Source organism: Bacillus sp. 3103sda1, assembly GCF_024159135.1.
Classification (GTDB): domain Bacteria; phylum Bacillota; class Bacilli; order Bacillales; family Bacillaceae_G; genus Bacillus_A; species Bacillus_A rhizoplanae.
Genome location: NZ_JAMYWS010000001.1, coordinates 1,136,520 through 1,160,158, shown reverse-complemented (window position 1 = coordinate 1,160,158; position 23,639 = coordinate 1,136,520). Strand labels below are relative to the sequence as shown.

Below are 23,639 nucleotides of genomic sequence, written 5' to 3'. Positions count from 1 at the left end.
AAATTTTCTTCATAATATACATAAAAGTTATGTATACGATGTGTATTTTGTAAGAAAAATATGTGTATTCAGCTGATAGGAACATTTGTTCTTATTTATTTTATCAAACTACATTCCTTCTGTCTACATGCATATTTACATAGGCACTATACTTGAATTTCACATTCTAAAAAACAAAAAGACGTCTTAGTACTTTACTAGGACGCCTCCAACCTGCATTGACTTTATTAAAAATCTCCTCGTGTAACTATTCTAGATAGGACAATGCCGCTCACACTTATTTTATAGGACGATGTTCTTTTATGACACGTAACGATTTCATCTCATAATCCTCGGCACCTTGTACAGGAAGACCTGCTTCTTTATTCTTTCTTGTATATATAAGGTTTTCTTCCGTAATAATCTCGCCAGGAATGAAAATAGGAATGCCTGGTGGATACACCATGACAAATTCAGCGATGATTCTTCCAACCGATTCTTCAAATGGGATCATTTCCGTTTCGGCATAAAAGGCATCACGCGGCGTTAACGCCAGCACCGGAATGTCCGGCAATAACACAGAAGCATTTATATTGAAATCAGCCTGATCTTGAAATGTGGCCGACAGTTCTTTCAATGCATGTACAAGTTTTGCTAGGTCCTCATCGGTATCACCAGGTGTAATGATACAAAGAATGTTATATAGGTCCGAAAGCTCGACTTCAATATTAAATGTTTCACGGAGCCATTTTTCTACATCGTACCCAGTAATGCCAAGCTCTTTTACCGAAATCAAAAGTTTTGTTGGATCCATAGCAACCGCAGCGTTCGTTCCTAAAATTTCACGACCAGCGCAGTACAAATAGTCAATTTCATTTATTTCGGCACGTGTTTGCTCTGCTAAACGAATCGTACGTTCCAATAAAGCTTGTCCCTCAGTCGCTAATCGTTTTCTTGCCACATCCAAAGAAGCAAGCAAGATATAAGAAGTGGATGTCGTCGTTAACATACTTAAAATCGTTTGTACATGCTTCGGTGAAACACGACTTCCTTGCACATTTAAAATGGAACTTTGCGTCAGTGAACTCCCTAGTTTATGCACACTTGTCGCTGCCATATCAGCACCTGCTTGCATAGCAGAAAGAGGCAGATCATCATGAAAATGAATGTGAGCCCCATGTGCTTCGTCTACTAAAACCGGAATATCACGTGCATGAGCGATGTCCACAATTTTTTTCAAGTCGCCAGAGATTCCAAAATAGGTAGGATTAATCACAAGTACAGCTTTGGCATCTGGATACTGTACTAACGCTTTTTCTACGGATTCAGGTGTAATACCGTGTGAAATACCGAGATTCGGATCAACCTCCGGATGGATGAAAATAGGTATTGCACCTGAAAAGATAATCCCGCTCATAATGGATTTGTGTACATTGCGCGGTACAAGAATTTTATCACCAGGTCCGCAAACACTCATCACCATTGTCATAATCACACCGCTCGTCCCTTGAACAGAAAAGAAGGTATGATCAGCGCCAAATGCTGTAGCTGCCAAATCTTGCGCTTGTTTGATGATTCCTTTTGGCTGATGTAAATCATCTAAGGGAGCGATGTTGATTAAATCTATCGCAAGTACGTTTTCACCAATAAACTCTCTAAATTCAGGATCCATACCTTTTCCTTTTTTATGACCAGGAATATGGAATTGAATTGGTTCTTTTTCTGCATGTTCTACAAGTGCAGTAAACAATGGCGTGTTAGATTGAGAACACATTTTTAGCATCCACCTCTTCATTTATCTAATTTCCCTTTGTTTCCCCATCCATTTTAGAGACTTGAATGGAGAATCAACGGTTTATCCCGTACTAGCGGGCAGTAAGACCCCCACTGATGGAAGTTTCACTTTATATTCAGTCTGTATTATGCAAATTAAGATTAGTTTTCCCGTACATAAAGTAGTTAACGTTTGTTATTTTTATCTAAAATAAAAATGATTCATGAACTTTACATGAATCATTTCTATTTATCCCGCTATTCGCGGGCAGTAAGATCCCCCACTTTATTACTTTTTCCATCCAAGTTTGTGCCCCGCACATTCCACAGTAACCATTTGAATAATGATAAAACATATGTTATGTAACCATTTCGGTATACAGCATTCTCCGTGCTTTACTTTTTATATACATAATTATCGAATGTTGTTTACTGTCTCCGCGAATCTTTTAATACCTTCACGAATGAGGTTTGTGTCTCCTCTTCCAAAAGTAAAACGCACATACCCTTTTTCCGAACCAAAAATACTCCCTGGAACAAAGACTATACCCTTTCGTATAGATTCTTCCAATAAATGATATTCATTAATTGAATTCGGTATCTTACACCATAAATGGATGCCACCTTCTGGAACAAGAAATTCAACTTGTTTACCTAAAAATTTATCAAGACTTAAGGTCATTTGATCCCTTCTCTGTTTGAGTTGTTTTCGAAGCATACAAATATGAGCATTAAAATATTCCGATCTCAAAAATTGATTTGCCACCCATTGAGGGAATACACTATGTCCAAAATCCACTTGCTGCTTCCCATCCGCCAGACGTTGAATGACTTGTGAAGGTCCAATAATCCATCCAATTCGTAATCCTGATGCTACAATTTTCGATAATGAACTAACATATAAAACATTTCCATTATAATCCATAGATTTTAAGGTTGGATTTACTTTTCCACTGAAAGAAGTTAAGCTGTAGGGATCATCTTCTACAATAGGTATACCAAAATCGGACGACAATTCTAGAATCTTTTTACGACGTGCTAATGAAAGAACACTTCCTGTAGGATTATGATGATCGGGATTTAAAAATATCATTCGCAATCTATGTTTTTTGTGTAAATCTATAATATCATCCGGATTAATGCCATGTTGATCCATAGGTAAATGAAATGTTTTTAACCCAGCAGATTGGAATAATGGAAGGGAAAAACAATAAGATGGATCTTCAATAGCAACAGCATCCCCCGGCTTAAGCAAGCATTGAACAATAAGATGAAGTGCTTGTTGAGCGCCTGACGTAATAAGAATGGAAGAAGGATCAGCATCTATATTTTTATAGTTATCAACATGCCAAGAAATTGTTTCCCTCAATATCTCATTGCCTTGTGGATGATCATAACCTAAATGTCCTGTAAATGTTTGCTCTGAGAGAATGGTACGAAATTGATCGGTTGGAAACAAATCCGGTGACAATTCTCCACCAGCTAAATTAATTAAATCCGTCTTTTGAGTTTCCATACGAATTCGCTGAACTAGTGGCAAATTTGGGAGAAATGAGCCATCCTCTACATATCGGCCCCAGTTTGGGATGCGTTTATGCGATATTCCCCATATATCTGTACTTACACGCGTTCCGCTTCCTTTTTTTCGCTCTACTACCCCGAGCGACTGCAGCTCCTGATATGCAGATACTATCGTACTGCGATTAACTTGCAACTCTTTTGCTAAAGTACGTTCCGAAGGTAACATACTATTTGGTGAAAATTCTCCCGAAGAAATCCCATATTCAATATAGTCTGCAATTTGTTTGTAGACAGGCTTCTTATTCGCACGATCGGGTTTCCATTCCATTTCGTTTCATCCTTATCATCATTTCTTTATTTATAAATTTAATGACATGAATAATTAAAATAAATTTAAAGGTACTACCCTTCTTATAATAAACAAACATCTCAAAAAAATAACCATCCACTTCTATAGTATTTTAATCATCCACCTATCTAAAACAATTCCATATATTAATAAAAAAATAAGACTATGTTAAATAATAGTGTTGATTTTTTGTAAGAAATAAAGGACCTCTTTTAAAGGTCCATTTTTGTTTGTAAAAAGTATATTAATCCAGCAACCCCTAAAGAAATCAATCCAACCAAACCAGAAATCATTGCTATTTTTGTTTTGAAATTTCTATGGTCTTCTGTTTCAGAAAGAAAATTAGCTCTTTGTTGTTGTCCATCCGTCCAAGCTCCAATAAAAATACCAGAAATAATAATTCCAATGACACCAACAATAAGAAATAACTTTAACATTTAGTTTCCCCCTCTCAAGTCATTGATTATTTACGTTTGTAAGCATAAATTCGTTTCGTAAAATTTTACATCTTTTGTTCTGATAATCTTAGGCTATTATATGTGACATTTGTTAGGTGTAGGCAACTATCACCAGAGATATTTAACATAGCTAAAAACAAAAAAGGATTCCCGATATCTTAGGAATCCTTTTTTGTTTTTAGATGGGAGCTTTACAAATGCTTATAGCGCTTCAGCTGTCGTTTCATTCATCTCCCCTGTTACTAACATAGAATGTTTTTGAAGGCTATTGGAACGCAGACTATACGCAACTACTTTCTTCTTGTACTGTTTGACTACATCAACGTGATCGTCGTAACTATACATAGAAAACCTAACATCATTTTTGCCTCTTTTCGTATCAATGATTAATGGCGTCCCACTACTATTTGGAGGAAAATAATATTTCTCTAAAAATAATGCTTCGTTAAAATGATTAATAACTTGAATTTTGTCTTCACCTTCCAAACATTTTCCGTCGATGGTTACGGTGACATTCGCATCATTAAGTTTTGGATGCAATTCAAATTTTTGGGTAAACGATTCCACAACATAGGTTGGAAGACTCGTCACTATTAATTTAATAGAAAACATAAGAATCAACGAAAGTATAAACCAGGTCGTCATATTTTATCATCTCCGTTACGTTCTAAAATAATATTTTTTGATTTCAATTCTTCTGTTGATTCCACTCTTGAATCATATCTTCGACAACAGCTAATCTAAGATTGGATTTAATAAATAAGATTACCAGCGAAATCAACGCCAAAATATAAAGTGAAACTTCCATCAGTGGTTTTTTTTTCATCCCCCACTGATGGTTAGTTGAACCAATTGGGCGCATGCCAGCAGTTATCTCCCACCTATCTTCTTCGATTTTCTCTGAATCTTGAGGTGGGTCTTACTGCCCGTTAATGCGGAATAAAGGAATTCGCTAACCTTTATCCCGCTAATCGCGAGCAGTAAGACTACAAGATGACAATCGCATACCATGTAACTCCTATGAGAAGACTTAAAAGAAGTACGATATAAATAACAGACAAATTAGTCACATTCTGCTTCGTAGAGTTACCATAATTCTCCTCCGTATTTCTTGCAACTAATACCGTACCAAGGAGTGATCCAATTATAATAATAATGACTAATAAAAATGCAAATTTCATTGGTTTTCACCTCTCTAAAATCAGTCTATTTGAACAGAAAACTTAATAAATAGATTTCCGAAAAATTTTACATTTTCTAGATGAGGACATTTGTCTATACTAAGGGATCATTCTCTAGTAACTATATATAAAAGACACATTCTTTGCTTAAGAACATAACCAATATACTTAAAGAATACTACCTTTCCCTTCTATAATAAGAGATATTTTCCCGAAAAGGTCCATCCAATTTAACATCATTTTGCTCATCCACTTTACGAGTAAAAAGTATTATGATTCTAAGCAATTGCTATCAGTAAAAAACAAAGTGAAACTTCCATCAGTGGAAGTCTTACTGCCCATTAATGCGGGATTAAAACATATATTATCTTTTCAGACAATTCTTTCTTTTCTATCTTTTTTCACATACAATACATATATACATATACAAAGGAGGCTTATATATGGGGGCATTTTTTCTTGATTTCGCAATCGTTGCAGCATTAGTCATTGGGATTACCGCAACAGTCGGAATTATCACAAATGGGATTGGAGAAAAATTGTTTGGCGGTAAAGACAAAATGAAATTCGTAGATAAATCCTCTGAAGTGCAAGCTGGTTGGAATAAAGTTGGCGGTAAAGGTATTTATAAAAAACATACGTACTAAAAAATGAAGCAGGATTGGAATCCTGCTTCATTTTTATGCTCATCATTTTATTCTAAACTAACAAATATTAAAGCTCTCGTTAATTCAACTAATAATCCGTAAAGAATGACGAAGCAACCTCTAGGATCAAAAATTCATTTTACTTACTTACAGAAGCCCATTTAAAGCTTAACTCTGGACCATATTTATTGATGTAAATATCTTGTATTGTTTCGCGCTGTAGATACGCTCTTCCGCGTTGATATATCGGTGCAATAACTGCATCGTCAAATAACATTTTCTCTGCACTCAATAAATTGTTCCAACGACCTTGTAAATCTGAACTATCTTGTTTACCTTTTGTAATAATTTCATCATACTTAGGGTTTGAGTAACCCATTTTATTTTGTGCACCGTTTGTCACAAACATATCAAGGAATGTCATTGCGTCTGGGTAATCTGGTCCCCAACCGCTAAATGAGATGTCATAATCACCGCTGCTCTCTAATTTTAACAATTGCGCAAAAGGTTGTGTTTTAATATTCACTTTTAAGCCTGGTAAATTCTTTTCTAATTCACCTTTTAAATACTCACTTGTTTTCTTTGCAAATTCTGTATCAGTGTTTAATAACGATAATTCAATTGTATCTTTTCCAAGTTCTTTTTTACCAGCTTCCCAATACTTCTTCGCTTCTTTCGCATCAGCTTTTACAAGGTTTCCATTCTCTTTGCGGAAATCTTTTCCGTTTGGTCCCTTAACAAAGTCAGCTGGAATTAAACCGTATGCTCCTTTTGAGCCGTTATTCAATAGTGTGTTTACCATTGATTCGCGCTCAAAGCCCATGGAAATTGCTTTACGAATATTTTTATTCGCTAAAGCTGGATTTTTTTCATTTAAACGTAAGAAATATACTGTTGGATCGCTTGTCGTTTTAAAATCGCTACCTTTTTTATATTTATCTACAAATTCTGCCGATAAATAAACACGGTCAACTGCGTTTGTTTCATATAAATTTACCGCTGTTGCTGTATCTTTTACGATATTATAGTTGATTTCCTCTAATTTGACTGTTTTATTATCCCAATAAGATGGGTTTTTCTTTAACTGGAAGCTTTGCTCATGCTTCCATTCACTTAATACAAATGGTCCATTATACAATGTTGTATTTGCTTCCAATCCGTGCTTCGCGCCTTGTTCTTTCACATATTTTTCATTAAGAGGATAGAACAACGGATAAACTGTTAAATCTACAAAATATGGAACTGGATTGTCTAATTCTACTTCTAATGTATAATCATCAACTGCTTTTACACCTAATTGTTCTGGCGGCAATTGTTTCATATTAATCTTCTCTGCATTCTTCACATCAAACATTATGTAAGCAGATTTTGCAGCTGTCTCTGGATTTACTGCTCGCTGCCAAGAATACACAAAATCTTTTGCGGTTACTGGGTCACCATTTGACCATTTTGAATCTTTACGTAATTTAAACGTATATTTCTTTCCATCTGCTGATTTTTCATACGACTCAGCAACACCTGGAACCAATTTATTATCTTTTCCAAGACGATATAACCCTTCCATTGTATTGTTCATTACGCTTGAAGATGTTCCATCTGTCGTTAATGTTGTATCCATCGTTGGAAGCTCAGCTGTTTCAACCAGGTTAATCACCTGCTTTGCACTACTTGTGTCCCCTTTTGCTTTTGCTTGCGAATCTTCTTTTGAATATCCGCATCCCCCTAGAATCATGCTTACTGTTAATGTTGATGCAAGTAGCATCGGCACCTTTTTCTTCATGTATTATACCCTCCCCCAAAATGTTAGCCCTTTCATTAAAAAGTACAAAAAGTAAATAAGTTCTAACAATTCACATTATACATACAAATCAATTATTTGTATACTTATTTTTCTATCTTATTAAAATTTTCTGTTAATATTTTATACCTCAATCGCATTTATGTATCAATATTCATGTTTATTTTTTAACTAATTTAAATTATCTGAATATAATTATGAGATTTTTATAATATATTTTGTTAAAAGGTACTAGAAGAACAAAAAAACGAGCACATTTTCATGTGCTCGTTTTCTCTTATTGATAAATTTCTTTATATTTTTTATATTCAGCTTCTGAGCAAAGAATAAAATGCCCCGGGCGAATTTCTCGCATCTTTGGCTCTTCATTACCATATTGATGCTGAGATGGATCATACACGATACGTTTACGATTGCGCTCATAATCTGGATCTGGAAGTGGAATTGCAGATAATAGTGATTTTGTATACGGATGAATTGGATGCTCATATAACTCTTCACTCGTTGCCAGCTCCACAATTTTCCCGTGATACATAACACCGATGCGATCACTAATATATTTTACCATTGATAAATCATGCGCAATGAATAAATATGTTAGCCCTTTTTCTTTTTGCAATTTTTTCAATAAGTTAACTACTTGCGCTTGAATCGACACGTCAAGCGCTGAAATTGGCTCATCCGCGATAATAAAATCCGGTTCTACTGCTAGCGCTCTCGCAATTCCAATACGTTGACGTTGTCCGCCAGAGAATTCATGAGGAAAACGACTTGCATGCTCACGGTTTAGACCAACTGTTTCAAGCAACTCGTACACACGCTTCATACGATCCTCTTTGTTCTTTGCAAGACCGTGAATATCAATACCTTCTGCGATAATGTCTCCAACGCTCAAACGCGGGTTTAATGATGCATACGGATCTTGGAAAATCATTTGCATTTTACGGTTAAATTTCTTTAATTCAGCACGGGATTTTTTACCATGCACATTTTCACCATTAAATAATACTTCACCTGCTGTTGCATCATACAAACGAATAATTGTTCTTCCTGTTGTTGATTTACCAGAACCAGACTCTCCTACAAGTCCGAATGTTTCTCCGCGGTAAATATCAAACGTAACATCATCAACTGCTTTTACAACTCCACCGCTCACATTAAAATGTTGTTTTACATTTTTTACTTCAATTAATTTCTCACGATTATTAGTCATGCTGTTCACCCGCTTTCATTTGTCGAATACGTCTTTGGACAATTTCAGGCGGCTCCACATTTGGAGCTTGTTCATGAAGTAGCCATGTTGCTGCATAATGTGTATCACTTACCTTAAATAAAGGTGGTTCCATTTCAAAATCAATCTTTAACGCCTGTGGATTACGTGCTGCAAACGCATCACCTTTTGGCGGTTTTAATAAGTCTGGCGGTGTACCTGGAATTGCATACAATTCCTCTTCCTCACCATCTAAACTCGGCATAGAAGCTAATAATCCCCATGTATACGGATGTTTTGGGTTATAGAAAATCTCATCAACTGTTCCAATTTCTACAACTTTCCCCGCATACATAACAGCCACGCGATCCGCCACATTCGCAACAACACCTAAGTCATGCGTAATAAAGATGATAGCTGCTTCTGTTTTTTGCTGAATGTCTTTCATTAATTCTAAAATTTGCGCTTGAATTGTTACGTCAAGTGCAGTCGTCGGCTCATCGGCAATTAATAATTTCGGGTTACAAGCAAGCGCCATTGCAATAACAACACGTTGTCTCATACCACCTGAAAATTGGTGTGGATATTGTTTTAAGCGCGCTTCCGGATTTGGGATTCCAACAAGATCAAGGAGCTCTAACGCCACTTTGCGAGCGTCTGCTTTACTCATTCCTTGATGCTTAACGAGGCCTTCCATAATTTGGTTTCCGATTGTCATCGTTGGATTCAATGATGTCATTGGATCTTGGAAAATCATTGCAATTTCTTTTCCGCGAATTTGCTGCATTTCTTTTTCTGTTAACTTCGTTAAATCACGACCATCAAAAATAATTTCTCCTTTTTTAATACGCCCTGGTGGCTTTGGAATTAAGTCCATCAACGCTTTAGATGTAACGGATTTACCGGAACCAGACTCCCCTACAATCGCTAACGTTTCTCCCTTTTTCAAGTCAAAAGTAACTCCGCGCACCGCTTGTACTTCACCAGCATGTGTGTCAAAAGAAACATGTAAATCTTTTACTTCTAATAATGTTTTCATCATTCGCTCTCCTTTCTTCCTTATTTACGCATTTTCGGATCTAACGCGTCGCGTAAACCGTCTGCTACTAAGTTAAATGCTAAGATTAACATACTAATTACGGCCGCTGGAATAAACATCATATGCGGATATGTTTGAATTGACTTATACCCATCACTTACTAGAGAACCTAATGATGCTAACGGTGGCTGAATTCCAAGACCAATGAAACTTAAGAAAGCTTCTCCAAACACTGCACTTGGAATTGTGAACATTGTCATAACAATGATAGAACCCATTAAGTTTGGCACTAAATGTTTGACAATTAATTGTGTATTTGTTGCTCCAAGTGTGCGTGATGCTAATACATACTCTTGATTTTTCATTTTCAATACTTGTCCACGAACAACACGTGACATTCCAATCCATCCTGTAAGAGCCATTGCAAATGTAATCGATAAAATACCAGGATCCATTATAATTACCATTAAAATTACGATAATTAAGTACGGAATACCATTTAATATTTCAACAAAACGTTGCATTAAATTATCAACGCGGCCCCCGTAGAATGCGGAAATACCACCATATGCAACCCCGATCACTAAATCAATTGCCGCTGCTAATAATGCGATATATAAAGATACTCGTGTTCCTTCCCACGTTCTTGTCCAAAGGTCGCGGCCAAGATCATCTGTACCAAACCAGAAATACTCTTTAATATCTCGTTTTTCATATTGGTCTACACCGTATTGATCCACACCATCAAACGGCAGCCAATGAATATTCTCTAACACCGGTATTCTCGGCGGCATTTTCGCACGGTTTAAATCTTGATCTTTATAAGAATATTTACTCATCATCGGACCAAAAATCGCTAATAACGCAATTATAAGGAGAATAACCATTCCAAAGACTGCACCTTTATGTTGAAACAGACGTCTTCTTACATCCTCCCAAAATTTTATACTCGGACGGGCAATAACTTCATTATCAGTATTGCTGCGATTTGCTGGTTGAAATAAATCTGGAGATATTTTTTGGATATCTTTCATTATTTTTTCCCTCCCGCTAAACGAATACGAGGATCAACTATACCGTATAGTATATCGACAATAAATATAACAAAAATGAAAACTGCACTATAGAAAAGGGTTGTACCCATAATAACTGTGTAGTCGTTCAATGTTATAGACTTAACGAACTGTTCCCCTAAACCTGGTATAGCAAATACTTGCTCAATAACAAGTGTTCCTGTCATCAAGTTAGCAACCATTGGACCTAAAATTGTAATAATCGGAATAAGAGCATTTCGTAACGCATGTTTTACAATGATTACACCTTTACTAAGCCCTTTTGCTTTTGCTGTTAAAATATAATCAGCCTGCATAACCTCAATTAATTCTGTACGTGCAAAACGGGCAATTGTAGCTGTTACACCTACAGATAACGCAATCGTCGGTAGAATTGTGTATTCAAATCCTTTCCAAAATGCTACCGGCAGCCATCCCGCTTGTACTGCTACATAATATTGTAATAATGCTGCAAAAACGAATCCTGGTACAGACATTCCGAGTACTGAAACGAATGTCGCCCCGTAATCAGCCCACGTATTCGTACGAAGAGCTGCAACAATACCTAGTAATAATCCCATAAAAGTTCCTAAAACAATCGCTTGAAAACCTAATTGTGCTGATGGACCAATACGACTAACAACCATATCTGTTACTGGACGGTTATCATACTGGAAGGACACCCCTAAATCTCCTTGAACTAAATTCTTCATGTAGTGCACATATTGTACTGGTAGAGGATCATTTAAACCATACTCTTCTAAAATGATTTCCCTTTGTGCTGGCGATAACTTCTCTTGGTTTTTAAGCGGAGAACCCGGCAATAATTTCATTAAAAAGAATGTTAATGTTGTGATTAAAAATAATGTAATAATCATGTACGCGAAACGTTGCAATGTATAACGTCCCATAACTAGCACCTCCCCATTTTCTCAAAAGCAATAAGATAGTTTAAAATATTCTTACTATTATTGTTTTAAAATAAGAGCATATGCCCATCATAGGCATATACCCGTTGTAACCGATGGAGTAAAGTATATTATTGTTGGACAGAAGCCCATTTGTAAAAAAATTTGCCGCCATAATTACGTTTGACAACATCTTTTATAGCGCTTTTTTGCATATATGATGTTCCCTTTTGGAACACAGGAGCAATAACTGCATCCTCTTGAATTAAAACTTTCTCAAGTTCATTCCAACTCGGTATAGCTCTTCCATTGTATCGTTTAACACGTTAGAAGATTCAGAATATTATAACTAAATAAACAAATTGTCGGAATTTCAGATACTTCTGTTAAATTCAACTCTTGCTTCCTATTGTTATTACTTGTTGCTTTCCCTTCGCTTGCTTATTCTCTTTTTATCCGCAAGCTCCTAGCATGCTAACTATTAATGTCGATGCAAGGAATAATAGCAGCTTCTTCTTCATGTTGTATTGCCTCCCCTAAGTGCACCCCCTATGCCCTCACTATGTAAAAATGCAGAATTGAAAGAATAATCTCCAAGTTTCTACAATTTTCATTATACATATAATAAGGCGATTGTGAATATAGTTTTTTATTTTTTTGTTAAAATTTTTAAACTAAAATGTTTTTTTTGTATCTTTTGTAAAGATAGAACTTAACATTGTAGTTATCTAATTGCAACAAAATACGAAATTATGTATATTTTTCTAAAAATTCTTTATAGTACTCATTATAACTTTTATAGTATAATAATTCTAGTAATTTTTTTGTGGAGGTGAAGCATTTGAATACGCTTTTTTCACGTATTAGTATATTAACAGGCATCACAATCACGATTTCTTGTGCATGTGCTTTTATCCTTTCTACTTCCTTTTTGTTGAATTTTGTCAATATTATGTTTTATATCGCCTTAATCTTTATTATTATCGGAGGATTTCTATTTTTATTTCAGCGTGGTTTTTTCAATGTAACAATGTATTCTTTTAAGAAATTAGGTCGATCAAATAAAAAAGTTGAATCTTTAATTGAAGGCGAAGAAAAGCGTGATCCGAAAGAAATATTGTACCGCACATATTCTTTTGCATGGACATATCCTATCGTTATTACCGGTATCCTATTAGGAGTACTGTCAACAATCATTAGCTTCACTGTTCTTATATAGTTTGCAAACCACTCATTGTGTGTTATAATAGTGCGAAAATATTTACTTACAAATTTATATGCATGCGCTGAGAAAGAAGAGTACATATTGAAGCAATTTCAGAGAGCTTGTGGTCGGTGAAAACAAGTAATTGTACAGTATGGAATGGGCTTTTGAGCACCAAACCGAAACGTTTTAGGAGTAGGCTTTGGCGTTACATCCAACGTTACAATGGATAAAGAGATTTTGCTTAGCAAAATAATTAGGGTGGTACCGCGGTCCATTCGTCCCTATTTTTAGGGATGAATGGGCTTTTTTGTATTCAAAAAGCGAAAGCGGCTCGTTCAGAATTACAAGGCGCTAGAACTCTAGGCCGAAATATTGAAAAATGAAAACTATATAACTTTTTAAGGAGGACATACATATGTCAGTTATTTTTTCAGGCATTCAGCCAAGCGGAACAATTACACTTGGTAACTATTTAGGAGCAATGAAGCAGTTTACAGAACTGCAACATGAACATGATTGCTATTTCTGCATTGTAAACCAACATGCAATTACTGTACCGCAAGACCCTGTACAGCTTCGCAAAAATATTCGCAGTCTAGCAGCATTATACTTAGCATGTGGCATCGATCCAGACAAATCTACGTTATTTGTGCAATCAGAAGTTCCAGCACACGGTCAACTTGGATGGATTATGCAATGTACTGCGTACGTGGGTGAATTAGAACGTATGACACAATATAAAGATAAGTCACAAGGAAGAGAATCTGTTCCGGCTGCTTTATTAACATACCCACCATTAATGGCAGCAGACATTTTACTATACAATACAGAGATTGTTCCAGTTGGGGATGACCAAAAACAACATATTGAATTAACACGCGATTTAGCAGAACGTTTTAACAATCGTTATCGCGAAGTGTTTACTATTCCGGAAATTCGCATTCCAAAAGTAGGTGCACGCGTTATGTCATTAACAGAACCTACGAAAAAAATGAGCAAATCAGATCCAAACCCAAAATCAATGATCAGTATGCTTGATGATACTAAAACAATCGAAAAGAAAATTAAAAGTGCCGTAACAGACTCTGACGGTATCGTAAAATTCGATAAAGAAAATAAACCTGGTATTTCTAACTTATTAACAATCTACTCTTCATTCTCAGGGAAAACAATTGAAGAACTAGAAGCTCAATATGAAGGAAAAGGATACGGCGACTTTAAAGGTGACTTAGCACAAGTTGTTATTGAAGCAATCCGTCCAATTCAAGATAAATATAATGAACTTATTAACTCTGCTGAATTAGATGAAATCCTTGATAAAGGTGCTGAAAAAGCAAACCGCGTCGCAATGAAACAACTTCGTAAAGTCGAAAACGCAATGGGATTAAGCAGAAAACGAAGATAAGGAAGAAAAGCGGAAGCGGCTTGTTCAGAATCGTAGGACGTTGGAGCCCACGACCGAGAAGTGTTCTTTACTTCGACCGAGGGGGCGAAACGACCAAAGATTCTAGCCGCTGGAGCTAGACATCTAGAAAAGCGGAAGCGGCTCGACTACTCGCATGCTGAATATTATCGAGAGGTCTTTATCCCGCATTAACGGGCAGTAAAGGCTGGGGAAGAAAACTGCCCGTTAATGCCCGATTGGTGAGAGCTTTCCATCAGTGAGAAAAGCATCACTGATGGAAGTTTCACTTTATATTCTGTCGAAGCGCCGATATATCACAAATAACGCCGATAAATGTGTCACTTCCGCCGATATCTTTATGAACACACAAAAAGGGAATGATCCGAAAAAGCACCTTACGTGCCTTTTGGATCATTCCCTTTAATTTACCTTTTGCTCATTTTCCATTTCCCACAGCTTTTCAAAGAACGGTTGTCCTCTCACAAGTCGTTCACAAAGCTGTTCATGTTTATCTGACCAGCCATACTTTGCTTCTTCATATAAACGGTTCCATACTTCTTCAAATGTCAGGTGTTGCACAGATGGATATGCTGCTGGATCCCATTCTGTATACCAATAGCGAATCTCCGCTGGGTTCTTCGTTGTATGTAGTTGATCTAGCGTCATAAAGAGCAGTTGTTTTAATTGTCTTTCTTTCCGTGTTAGCCCATTCATCATATGCGGAGAAGGTGATAAAATATGATGTTCCTTTTGTGATACCTCCACTTCAAAATCATATGTTTCTGCCTGTACGTTTTCTACCATTTCATACACCATTTGCTCTTGTCTTGGAATCAGTCGACTTTTGCGTATTGGAATATTGTATCCAATTGTATCAATTGCAATAATTCCTTTTCCATCTGATACAACAAAACAATACTCTTGCTGCAGTCGTTCATGGTTTTTTCGAATATACGCCTTATGATGTACGTCTTCCAATAGTTTTGGCGGAAGCTCTAGCAATTCGTTCTCGATGTAATGATATAATGCGGAATCTACTTTTAATAATGGTACTTGATCTAACAATTCGATCGTATCATCCTTCCGCCATTCATAGAAATGACAGACGTTATACCCGTTTTCTTCACCTTCAAACCAATTTACCCATACATCATGCAGATATAACATTACTTTCCCCTCACTTCACAACTGTTTGTAGCTCTCATTATGGTCATCTTTCGTAAAATTTATTCCAATGGAGGAAATATATTCTTATTATTAATTTCTTCATTGTCTCTCACCTTTCATTCTCGTAAAGTAAAACTTTCATCAGTAAATATCATCCCCGCTAATAATGAGTGAAAAAGTTAATACCATGCCATCTATCTTCTTTATTTTCTTTAAATCTTAAGATGGATACTTACTACCTATTGATACGTGATGAAGTGAAACTTCCCTCAGTGGGGGTTTTTTCATCCCCCACTGAGGGAAAGCTCTCACCAATCGGGCTTTTACGGGCAGTTGTCCCCCACCTATCTTCCTCGCTTTTCTCTAAATCTTGAGGTGGGGGTCTTACTGCCCGTTAATGCGGGATAAAATAAAAAAACTTAGCTACAGCTAAGTTCATACATCATTCTTATGAGTCAAAAGAAACTGCCTCTTTTAAAATGGTTTTAGCATCCATTTCTAGTAAAGCATTTGTATTGTATTTCTTATGCTCTACACAATCCTTTACGATATGAGCTCCTACAGCATACCCAAGCATTTTCGGATAGAGTCTCCATCCATTTAACAACACATCATGCTCCCTTGTACCTCGCTTCAAATCACACCTATCTAGTATATACCGATGCCAAAACATAATCGCTTCTGCTTTACTATAATAATACACCCAAGGAGCATGGTAAGAATCTCCATACCTTTCATACACAGCTTGTTCTGCTAATCCTTCCATAACCATCGTATCCAAAATGGTATACTGTTCTTCTATCACCTTGCTTTCATGAATACGACATATGTGGTGATATTCATGGGTAAGCAATGCCTTTAACTCGGCAATCGAATTTTGTGAACTCACAAACAAAAACAAAGCATTTCGCATTGCTAATCCTGTTTTTCCGTTATATTCTCGCTGAACCGTGCGATTATACGGATCAGATAATAAAATAAATACCGGTATATCAGGTCCTTTCAACCATTTCCGCAATCCTTTGTACTCTACTGCCAGTTGCTCCCATACTCGTTCTTTTTGTAATATGTCAATTTCTTTCTCTCCATCTACTACTGGGCGAAACATTCCCTTTGAAACAAGAAATCGATACAAAGGTTCTTTTTCGAGCGGAATATATTTTGTTAACTTCTCACAAATTTTTTCTGGTTGCCAGTAATGCTCGCGCATCAATTCTGCTGTTCGAAACACTCCCATCTCTTTCCCTCCCTTTGTTTCATACATATGCAACTATGCGAAAGAAAGCAAAAAAAAAAGTGCAGATTTTCATCTGCACTCTTTTCTTTTTTATTATTTATATGCTTTAAATACTAATGCTGCGTTATGACCACCGAAACCTAATGAGTTACTTAATACAGCACGTACCTCTTGTTGTCTTGCTTTATTTGGCACACAATCTAAGTCACACTCTGGATCTGGTGTTTCATAGTTAATTGTTGGCGGAACAATACCATCTGTAATTGTTTTAACAGATATAATCGCTTCTACCGCACCAGCTGCACCTAGTAAATGTCCTGTCATTGATTTTGTTGAGCTTACTGCTACTTTATATGCATGCTCACCAAACACTTCTTTAATTGCCATCGTTTCATACTTTTCATTTGCTTCTGTACTTGTACCGTGCGCATTAATATAATCGATCTCTTCCGGCTGTAATCCAGCGTCAGCTAATGCCTGACGCATTGCACGAACACCGCCTTCACCGCCAGGAGCTGGAAGTGTAATATGGAATGCATCACCTGTTGCACCATAACCAGCGATTTCTGCGTAAATATGAGCACCGCGTGCTAGTGCATGCTCTAACTCTTCTAAGATAAGGATACCAGCACCTTCACCCATAACAAAACCGCTGCGATTTTTATCAAACGGACGGCAAGCCGTTGCCGGATCTTCATTAAATGTTAATGCTTTAGCAGAACTAAACCCTGCAAATGCTATATTTGTTAGCGGTGCTTCTGCTCCGCCTGTAATCATTGCATCCGCATCACCGCGCTGAATTACTTTAAATGCATCACCGATTGAATTCGCTCCTGATGCACAAGCTGTTACTGAGCACGTATTAATCCCTTTTGCCCCAGTAGCAATCGATACTTGACCAGCTGCCATATCCGGAATCATCATCGGTACGAAAAATGGACTCACGCGGCGTGCACCCTTTTCCATATATACTTTAAATTGTTCTTCGTATGTTTCCATACCGCCAATTCCAGATCCAACCCATACTCCGATACGCGGAGCATTCTCTTCTGTGATTTCTAATTTCGCATCTTCTACAGCCATTTTTGCAGCTGCAACAGCATATTGTGTAAAGCGGTCCATACGACGCGCTTCTTTCTTATCGATATATTTCTCGACTTCAAAGTCGTTAACTTCCGCTGCTACTTTTGCCGGAAATTGCTCTGCATCTAAGCGTGTAATACGTCCAATTCCAGATACACCTTGCTTAATGTTGTTCCATGCAGTTTCTACATCATTTCCTACAGGAGTAACTGCTCCTAATCCTGTAATTACAACACGCTTTTTTTCCATACAAAATACACTCCTTTTCTCTCAGTCCTTATTTACCCCAACGAAGAGCAACCGCTCCCCAGGTTAATCCGCCGCCAAAGCCAACTAATATGATAAGATCACCATCTTGAATGCGTCCATTTTGTAATTCTTCTACCATAGCAATTGGAATCGAAGAAGCTGACGTATTCCCAAACTTAGAAATTGTTGTACTCATCTTCTCCTGAGGTAAATTTAATCGCTCTCTCGCCGATTCCATAATACGAATATTTGCTTGGTGAGGCACTAAAAAGTTCACATCTTCTTTCGTAAGATCTGCCTTTTCTAAAACACGAAGACAAGAATCACCAAGTTGACGAACAGCAAATTTAAAGACTTCTCTGCCATTCATCATAACATATTCATCTTGATAAAGGTGTTTACCACCGCTTCCATCCGCTCCTAATTCAAACGAAAGAATACCTTTTCCTTCTGAAACAGCACCCATAACGACAGCACCTGCTCCATCGCCAAATAAAACCGCCGTATTTCGGTCATTCCAATCTACAATTTTAGATAATTTATCGCTACCAATTACTAATATATTTTTATAAGTTCCAGTTTGAATAAATTGTTGTGCTGTAATCATTCCGTACATAAAACCAGCACAAGCTGCACCTAAATCCATAGCTGCTGCATGCTTCGCTCCAATTTGTTCTTGAACTACGCAAGCAACCGCTGGAAACGAACGATCTGGTGTTACTGTTGCAACTAAAATAAGATCAATTTCTTCCCCGCTAATCCCTGCATCTTCAAGTGCTTTTTTTGCAGCTTCCACAGCCATATGTGAAGTATTTATTGTATCATCGGCAATTCGTCTTTCTTCAATTCCCGTTCTTGTACGAATCCACTCATCAGATGTATCCATCATTTTCTCTAAGTCGTGATTTGTGACAACCTTTTCCGGCACATATCTCCCGATCCCTAAAATGCCTACGTTCACATCGCAACCCTCCGTTTTATATCAATTATTATGACTTGGTACTAATTTTAAATGATAAGTTTCCTTTTGTCTATAATATTAATTTGTTATTTTATAATACAACGCAAGTCTTTCACGGAAATCATGCAATTCAGGATACGATTTTAAGTTAGACAACATCCCTTGAATAACTGGGACCCGCGGATGATTCGTTTTCATTTCTGACTCTAGCACATCTAGTGTAACTAGTAATTCATCATTTCCTAATTGGTCTACTAGCGTACGTTTTAACGTAATAATTTCATTTACAAATGATTCTTCCTTATGCCCCTTGATTACATTCGCATCGCACAAAAAATAATTGAGTTCTTGTTCTCCAATCACTGGTTCGTCATTTGAACGTTGTAATCCCGCGACGATATCATCCATTCTTTTTAATATAAATCTTACTAAATATGATATATCTACATTTCCCCTATTAAAGATAATCAACTCCCAATATCCATGCGATATCCCTTCTAGCATAATAATTACATCAATAAGATAAGGAGCAATCTCTTCCCCGTAAATAGAAAGTAAACCTTTTTGGTAAAAAACATGTGATTCTAATTTCATTCTCGTCATAAATGTTTCTACTTCTTTATTAAAAGGAAGCGCATTTTCCCTCATACACATAATAATGAATTCTTTTTTTTGTTGTGATTCATAAAACTGACAATGTAATTGTTTTTCAAATTTCTCACGTGGAGGTAATGATTCGTTTTCAATATTCATCAGTTTATTTTGCATCCAATCGTAGTAATACTCCAACGTAGCCAATACTAAAGTGTCTTTCGATTTAAAATACAAATAAAATGCGCCTTTGGAAATACCACATTCTGTTACTATTTCTTGAATAGACGTTGCATTCACGCCCTTCATCGCAAATAATTTAATTGCTGTTTCAATAATTAACCGTTCTTTTTCCTTCATCTTTTTCTCTCCTAAAAAAACACTCTTATTCGCATTATGACTCATCGGTCAAAAATTGCAAGTATTTCTCAACATTTTATTCCTTTATTGGCAGGAAGTAAGACCCTCCCTCAAGATTCAGAGAAGATAAAGAAGTTAGGCGTGGGATGAAGAATCCTCCACTGATGAAAGTTTCACTTTGCATCAGTCCTTTCAGTTGACTATTGACCGATCAGTCAGTTATACTTTGTTCATTATGACCGATTAGTCAGTTTCGATAAAAAGGAGTGTACAGATGAAGAAGATTATTAACTTTTCGTTAAATAACAAGTTCGCAGTCTGGTTATTAACGATTATTATTACGATTGCAGGAATCTATTCTGGTCTTCGCATGAAGCTAGAAACAATCCCGGATATTACCACACCACTTGTAACAGTAACAACTGTTTATCCTGGTGCTACTCCAGCTGAAGTAGCAGAAAAGATTTCGAAACCAATCGAACAACGACTGCAAAACTTAAATGGGGTAAACGTTGTAAGTTCCTCTTCTTTTCAAAACGCATCTTCTATTCAAGTAGAATATAATTTTGATAAAAATATGGAAAAAGCAGAGACAGAAATTAAAGCTGCACTCGCTGACTTACCTTTACCAGAAGGCGTAAAAGAGCCGAAAGTTTCTCGCCTTAGCATCAACGCTTTTCCTGTTATGTCATTAAGTGTGACAAGTAAGGATGAGTCTCTTGCACAGCTGACAAAACGAGTGGAAAAAGATATTGTCCCAGGCTTAGAAGGACTAGACGGTGTTGCATCTGTTCAAATTTCAGGTCAACAAGTTGAAGAAGTACAGCTTGTCTTCAACGAAGAGAAAATGAAAGAATTAGGGCTAAGCGAAGATACAGTTAAGAATATGATTAAAGGTTCTAATGTTTCCATGCCGCTAGGACTATATACATTTAAAGATAAAGAAAAATCAGTTGTTGTAGATGGCAACATTACAACATTAAGCGCTTTAAAAGAAATGAAAATCCCGCTTATCCCTTCTACAAACCAAGGAAGTTCACAGGGGCCAACTCAGGCGCAGCAGCCTAATATGAATTCCGCTGCAATGGGACAAGGATTAGCAATTCCAACTGTAGAATTGCAAGATATTGCCGACATTAAACAAGTTGGGAAAGCAGAGTCCATCTCGCGTACAAATGGAAAAGATGCAATCAGCCTTCAAATTGTAAAAGCTGCTGATGCGAATACCGTTGACGTTGTAAATGCTGTAAAAGATAAAGCACATGACTTCGAAAAGAAATTTGATGACATCGAAATCATTTCAACATTTGACCAAGGTGCACCAATTGAAAAATCAGTAAGCACAATGTTAAGTAAAGCTATTTTTGGTGCTATTTTCGCTGTTATTATCATCATGTTGTTCTTACGTAACATTCGAACAACGCTTATTTCCGTTGTTTCAATTCCACTTTCTTTATTAATTGCAATTTTACTATTAAAAGAAATGGATATTACATTAAATGTTATGACGCTTGGGGCAATGACCGTCGCTATCGGCCGCGTTGTTGACGATTCAATCGTTGTTATTGAAAATATTTACCGGCGCATGGCTTTATCCAACGAAAAATTAAAAGGAAAAGACTTAATTCGCGAGGCAACGAAAGAAATGTTCGTTCCGATTATGTCATCTACAATCGTAACTATCGCGGTCTTCTTACCGCTTGGTCTTGTTAAAGGAATGATCGGTGAACTATTCTTACCGTTTGCTTTGACAATTGTTTTCGCCTTATTAGCTTCTCTTCTTGTAGCTATTACAATCGTTCCGATGATGGCGCATTCTTTATTTAAAAAAGAAAGTACCAAAGAAAAACAGCAACATACTCACGAAGAGCAGCCAAGTAAACTTGCTAATGGATATAAACGCCTCCTAGAATGGGTATTAAACCATAAAATTATTACATCTAGCATCGCGGTTTTATTATTAGTAGGAAGCATTGCTCTTATCCCAATTGTAGGCGTAAGTTTCTTACCATCTGAAGAAGAAAAAACAGTAATTACATCTTATAATCCAGCACCTGGACAAACATTACAAGATGTCGAAAGCGTTGCAACAAAAGCAGAAGATTACTTTAAGAAAAAGAAAGATGTAAAAACGATTCAATTCTCACTTGGCGGAGAAAACCCGATGAGTCCAGGTAACTCAAACCAAGCATTATTCTTTGTTCAATATAAAAACGATACAAAGAACTTTGAGAAGGAAAAAGAAAAAGTTGTTAAAGACTTGCAAAAGATGACAGACAAAGGAGAATGGAAAAACCAAGACTTCTCATCTAGCGGAAGCAGTAATGAAATTAAGTTATATGTATACGGCGACAGCTTACAAGAGATTGAACCTGTCGTAAAAGACATTCAAAATATCATGAAAAAAGATAAAACGTTAAAAGATATCGACTCTAGCCTTGCAAAAACATACGATGAATACACATTAGTCGCAGATCAAGAGAAATTAAGTAAGCTTGGGCTAACTGCTGCACAGGTAGGGATGGGACTTTCCGGCTCTCACGAACGCCCTGTCTTAACAACAGTAAAAGAAGATAATAAAGAGATGAACGTGTATGTTGAAGTTAAAAAACAAAATTACGAAAACATCGATGATTTAATAAATCGAAAAATACAAACACCGCTTGGCACAGAAGTGGCTGTAAAAGATGTTATGACCGTAAAAGAAGGCGAAACGTCTAATACAATAACAAGACGTGATGGCCGCGTATATGCGGAAGTAACTGCAAAACCAACAACAGATGATGTAGCAAAAGCTTCTAGAAACATTCAAGAAGAAGTAAATAAGATGGATTTACCATCTGGCATCGATGTTTCGATGGGCGGCGTATCTAAAGATATTCAAGAATCCTTTACACAGCTAGGCTTAGCGATGTTAGCTGCAATTGCGATTGTATACTTCGTTCTCGTTATAACATTCGGCGGAGCACTTGCACCATTAGCGATTTTATTCTCGCTTCCATTTACAATAATCGGTGCCGTTGTTGCCTTATTAATTTCCGGTGAAACATTAAGCGTCTCTTCAATGATTGGTGCCCTCATGTTAATCGGGATCGTTGTCACAAACGCTATCGTACTCATTGACCGCGTCATTCATAAGGAACGTGAAGGGTTTACAACACGCGAAGCATTACTAGAAGCTGGTGCAACAAGGTTACGCCCAATCTTAATGACAGCTATCGCAACGATTGGTGCCTTACTTCCACTTGCATTAGGCTTTGAAGGAAGCGGCCTTATTTCCAAAGGTCTTGGCGTAACAGTAATCGGCGGATTAACAAGTTCTACGCTATTAACGTTATTAATTGTACCGATTGTATATGAAGTAGTAAGTAAATTCAAACGAAAAAATAAAGTAGCCGAATAAAAAGCGAGACCTTTCCATCAAGACGGAAAGGTCTCTTTTACATATTCATTTTTCGACCGGT

General features: G+C 36.8%; 20 protein-coding genes, 1 pseudogene and 1 other annotated feature. Of the genes and pseudogenes, 4 read left to right on the top strand and 17 right to left on the bottom strand.

Annotation, left to right across the window (positions count from 1 at the left end; all coding sequences use genetic code 11):
• Window positions 1-277: 277 nt before the first annotated feature.
• From NKR74_RS05840 to NKR74_RS05815, 6 genes are all read right to left on the bottom strand, one after another.
• Window positions 278-1,753, bottom strand: a complete 1,476-nt coding sequence (locus NKR74_RS05840; protein WP_253628945.1) for an aminotransferase class I/II-fold pyridoxal phosphate-dependent enzyme — start codon at window positions 1,751-1,753, stop codon at window positions 278-280.
• 414 nt (window positions 1,754-2,167) lie between these two features.
• Complete coding sequence (gene pdxR, locus NKR74_RS05835) at window positions 2,168-3,601, bottom strand: MocR-like pyridoxine biosynthesis transcription factor PdxR (protein ID WP_253628944.1); 1,434 nt, start codon at window positions 3,599-3,601, stop codon at window positions 2,168-2,170.
• 233 nt (window positions 3,602-3,834) lie between these two features.
• A complete protein-coding gene (locus tag NKR74_RS05830; protein WP_253628943.1) occupies window positions 3,835-4,059 on the bottom strand; it encodes a DUF5316 family protein in 225 nt (74 codons plus the stop codon).
• Window positions 4,060-4,281: 222 nt separating this feature from the next.
• On the bottom strand, window positions 4,282-4,725 hold the full coding sequence (locus NKR74_RS05825) for a YfmQ family protein (protein WP_253628942.1): 444 nt from the start codon (window positions 4,723-4,725) through the stop codon (window positions 4,282-4,284).
• Window positions 4,726-4,768: 43 nt separating this feature from the next.
• A complete protein-coding gene (locus tag NKR74_RS05820) occupies window positions 4,769-4,942 on the bottom strand; it encodes a hypothetical protein (protein ID WP_253628941.1) in 174 nt (57 codons plus the stop codon).
• A gap of 124 nt (window positions 4,943-5,066) precedes the next feature.
• Window positions 5,067-5,261 (bottom strand): hypothetical protein, encoded by a 195-nt coding sequence (locus tag NKR74_RS05815; RefSeq protein WP_098306192.1) that lies wholly within the window; start codon window positions 5,259-5,261, stop codon window positions 5,067-5,069.
• Window positions 5,262-5,704: 443 nt separating this feature from the next.
• Here NKR74_RS05815 and NKR74_RS05810 point away from each other — a divergent pair, with 443 nt between their 5' ends.
• Complete coding sequence (locus NKR74_RS05810; protein ID WP_098306190.1) at window positions 5,705-5,908, top strand: hypothetical protein; 204 nt, start codon at window positions 5,705-5,707, stop codon at window positions 5,906-5,908.
• Window positions 5,909-6,047: 139 nt separating this feature from the next.
• Here NKR74_RS05810 and NKR74_RS05805 read toward each other — a convergent pair whose 3' ends face one another.
• The 6 genes and pseudogenes from NKR74_RS05805 to NKR74_RS23995 form a co-directional block, all read right to left on the bottom strand.
• Window positions 6,048-7,688 carry a peptide ABC transporter substrate-binding protein gene (locus NKR74_RS05805; protein ID WP_253628940.1) on the bottom strand — a complete coding sequence of 547 codons (1,641 nt, stop codon included), beginning with the start codon at window positions 7,686-7,688 and terminating at the stop codon, window positions 6,048-6,050.
• A gap of 295 nt (window positions 7,689-7,983) precedes the next feature.
• On the bottom strand, window positions 7,984-8,919 hold the full coding sequence (locus tag NKR74_RS05800) for an ABC transporter ATP-binding protein (RefSeq protein ID WP_253628939.1): 936 nt from the start codon (window positions 8,917-8,919) through the stop codon (window positions 7,984-7,986).
• The gene (locus tag NKR74_RS05795) at window positions 8,912-9,955 is read right to left on the bottom strand and encodes an ABC transporter ATP-binding protein (protein ID WP_253628938.1); all 1,044 of its coding nucleotides are present in this window, start codon (window positions 9,953-9,955) and stop codon (window positions 8,912-8,914) included. Before NKR74_RS05795 ends, NKR74_RS05800 begins: the two co-directional genes overlap by 8 nt.
• A 20-nt stretch (window positions 9,956-9,975) precedes the next feature.
• On the bottom strand, window positions 9,976-10,992 hold the full coding sequence (gene opp3C, locus NKR74_RS05790) for an oligopeptide ABC transporter permease (protein WP_253631090.1): 1,017 nt from the start codon (window positions 10,990-10,992) through the stop codon (window positions 9,976-9,978).
• Window positions 10,989-11,918 (bottom strand): oligopeptide ABC transporter permease, encoded by a 930-nt coding sequence (gene opp3b / locus NKR74_RS05785; RefSeq protein WP_253628937.1) that lies wholly within the window; start codon window positions 11,916-11,918, stop codon window positions 10,989-10,991. The genes opp3C and opp3b overlap by 4 nt, the downstream gene beginning before the upstream one ends.
• Before the next feature lie 514 nt (window positions 11,919-12,432).
• A pseudogene (locus tag NKR74_RS23995) lies at window positions 12,433-12,634 on the bottom strand (hypothetical protein).
• 122 nt (window positions 12,635-12,756) lie between these two features.
• Between NKR74_RS23995 and NKR74_RS05780 the strand changes: the two are divergent.
• On the top strand, window positions 12,757-13,134 hold the full coding sequence (locus NKR74_RS05780; protein WP_375337652.1) for a DUF3899 domain-containing protein: 378 nt from the start codon (window positions 12,757-12,759) through the stop codon (window positions 13,132-13,134).
• Between the two features lie 58 nt (window positions 13,135-13,192).
• Window positions 13,193-13,408: a binding site (T-box leader), on the top strand.
• Between the two features lie 129 nt (window positions 13,409-13,537).
• On the top strand, window positions 13,538-14,527 hold the full coding sequence (gene trpS, locus NKR74_RS05775) for a tryptophan--tRNA ligase (protein WP_253628936.1): 990 nt from the start codon (window positions 13,538-13,540) through the stop codon (window positions 14,525-14,527).
• A gap of 420 nt (window positions 14,528-14,947) precedes the next feature.
• On the opposite strand, the gene NKR74_RS05770 is transcribed toward trpS, so the two are convergent.
• The 5 genes from NKR74_RS05770 to NKR74_RS05750 all read right to left on the bottom strand — a co-directional run bounded on the left by NKR74_RS05770 (window position 14,948) and on the right by NKR74_RS05750 (window position 20,175).
• Complete coding sequence (locus tag NKR74_RS05770) at window positions 14,948-15,694, bottom strand: YjbA family protein (protein ID WP_253628935.1); 747 nt, start codon at window positions 15,692-15,694, stop codon at window positions 14,948-14,950.
• A gap of 448 nt (window positions 15,695-16,142) precedes the next feature.
• Complete coding sequence (locus NKR74_RS05765; protein WP_253628934.1) at window positions 16,143-16,931, bottom strand: DUF2268 domain-containing putative Zn-dependent protease; 789 nt, start codon at window positions 16,929-16,931, stop codon at window positions 16,143-16,145.
• A 93-nt stretch (window positions 16,932-17,024) separates the two neighbouring features.
• On the bottom strand, window positions 17,025-18,263 hold the full coding sequence (gene fabF, locus NKR74_RS05760; RefSeq protein ID WP_253628933.1) for a beta-ketoacyl-ACP synthase II: 1,239 nt from the start codon (window positions 18,261-18,263) through the stop codon (window positions 17,025-17,027).
• Window positions 18,264-18,291: 28 nt separating this feature from the next.
• Complete coding sequence (locus NKR74_RS05755) at window positions 18,292-19,224, bottom strand: beta-ketoacyl-ACP synthase III (RefSeq protein WP_253628932.1); 933 nt, start codon at window positions 19,222-19,224, stop codon at window positions 18,292-18,294.
• 78 nt (window positions 19,225-19,302) lie between these two features.
• Window positions 19,303-20,175 carry a TetR/AcrR family transcriptional regulator gene (locus NKR74_RS05750; RefSeq protein WP_253628931.1) on the bottom strand — a complete coding sequence of 291 codons (873 nt, stop codon included), beginning with the start codon at window positions 20,173-20,175 and terminating at the stop codon, window positions 19,303-19,305.
• A gap of 274 nt (window positions 20,176-20,449) precedes the next feature.
• Between NKR74_RS05750 and NKR74_RS05745 the strand changes: the two genes are divergently transcribed.
• The gene (locus NKR74_RS05745; protein WP_253628930.1) at window positions 20,450-23,578 is read left to right on the top strand and encodes an efflux RND transporter permease subunit; all 3,129 of its coding nucleotides are present in this window, start codon (window positions 20,450-20,452) and stop codon (window positions 23,576-23,578) included.
• The last annotated feature ends 61 nt before the right edge of the window (window positions 23,579-23,639 follow it).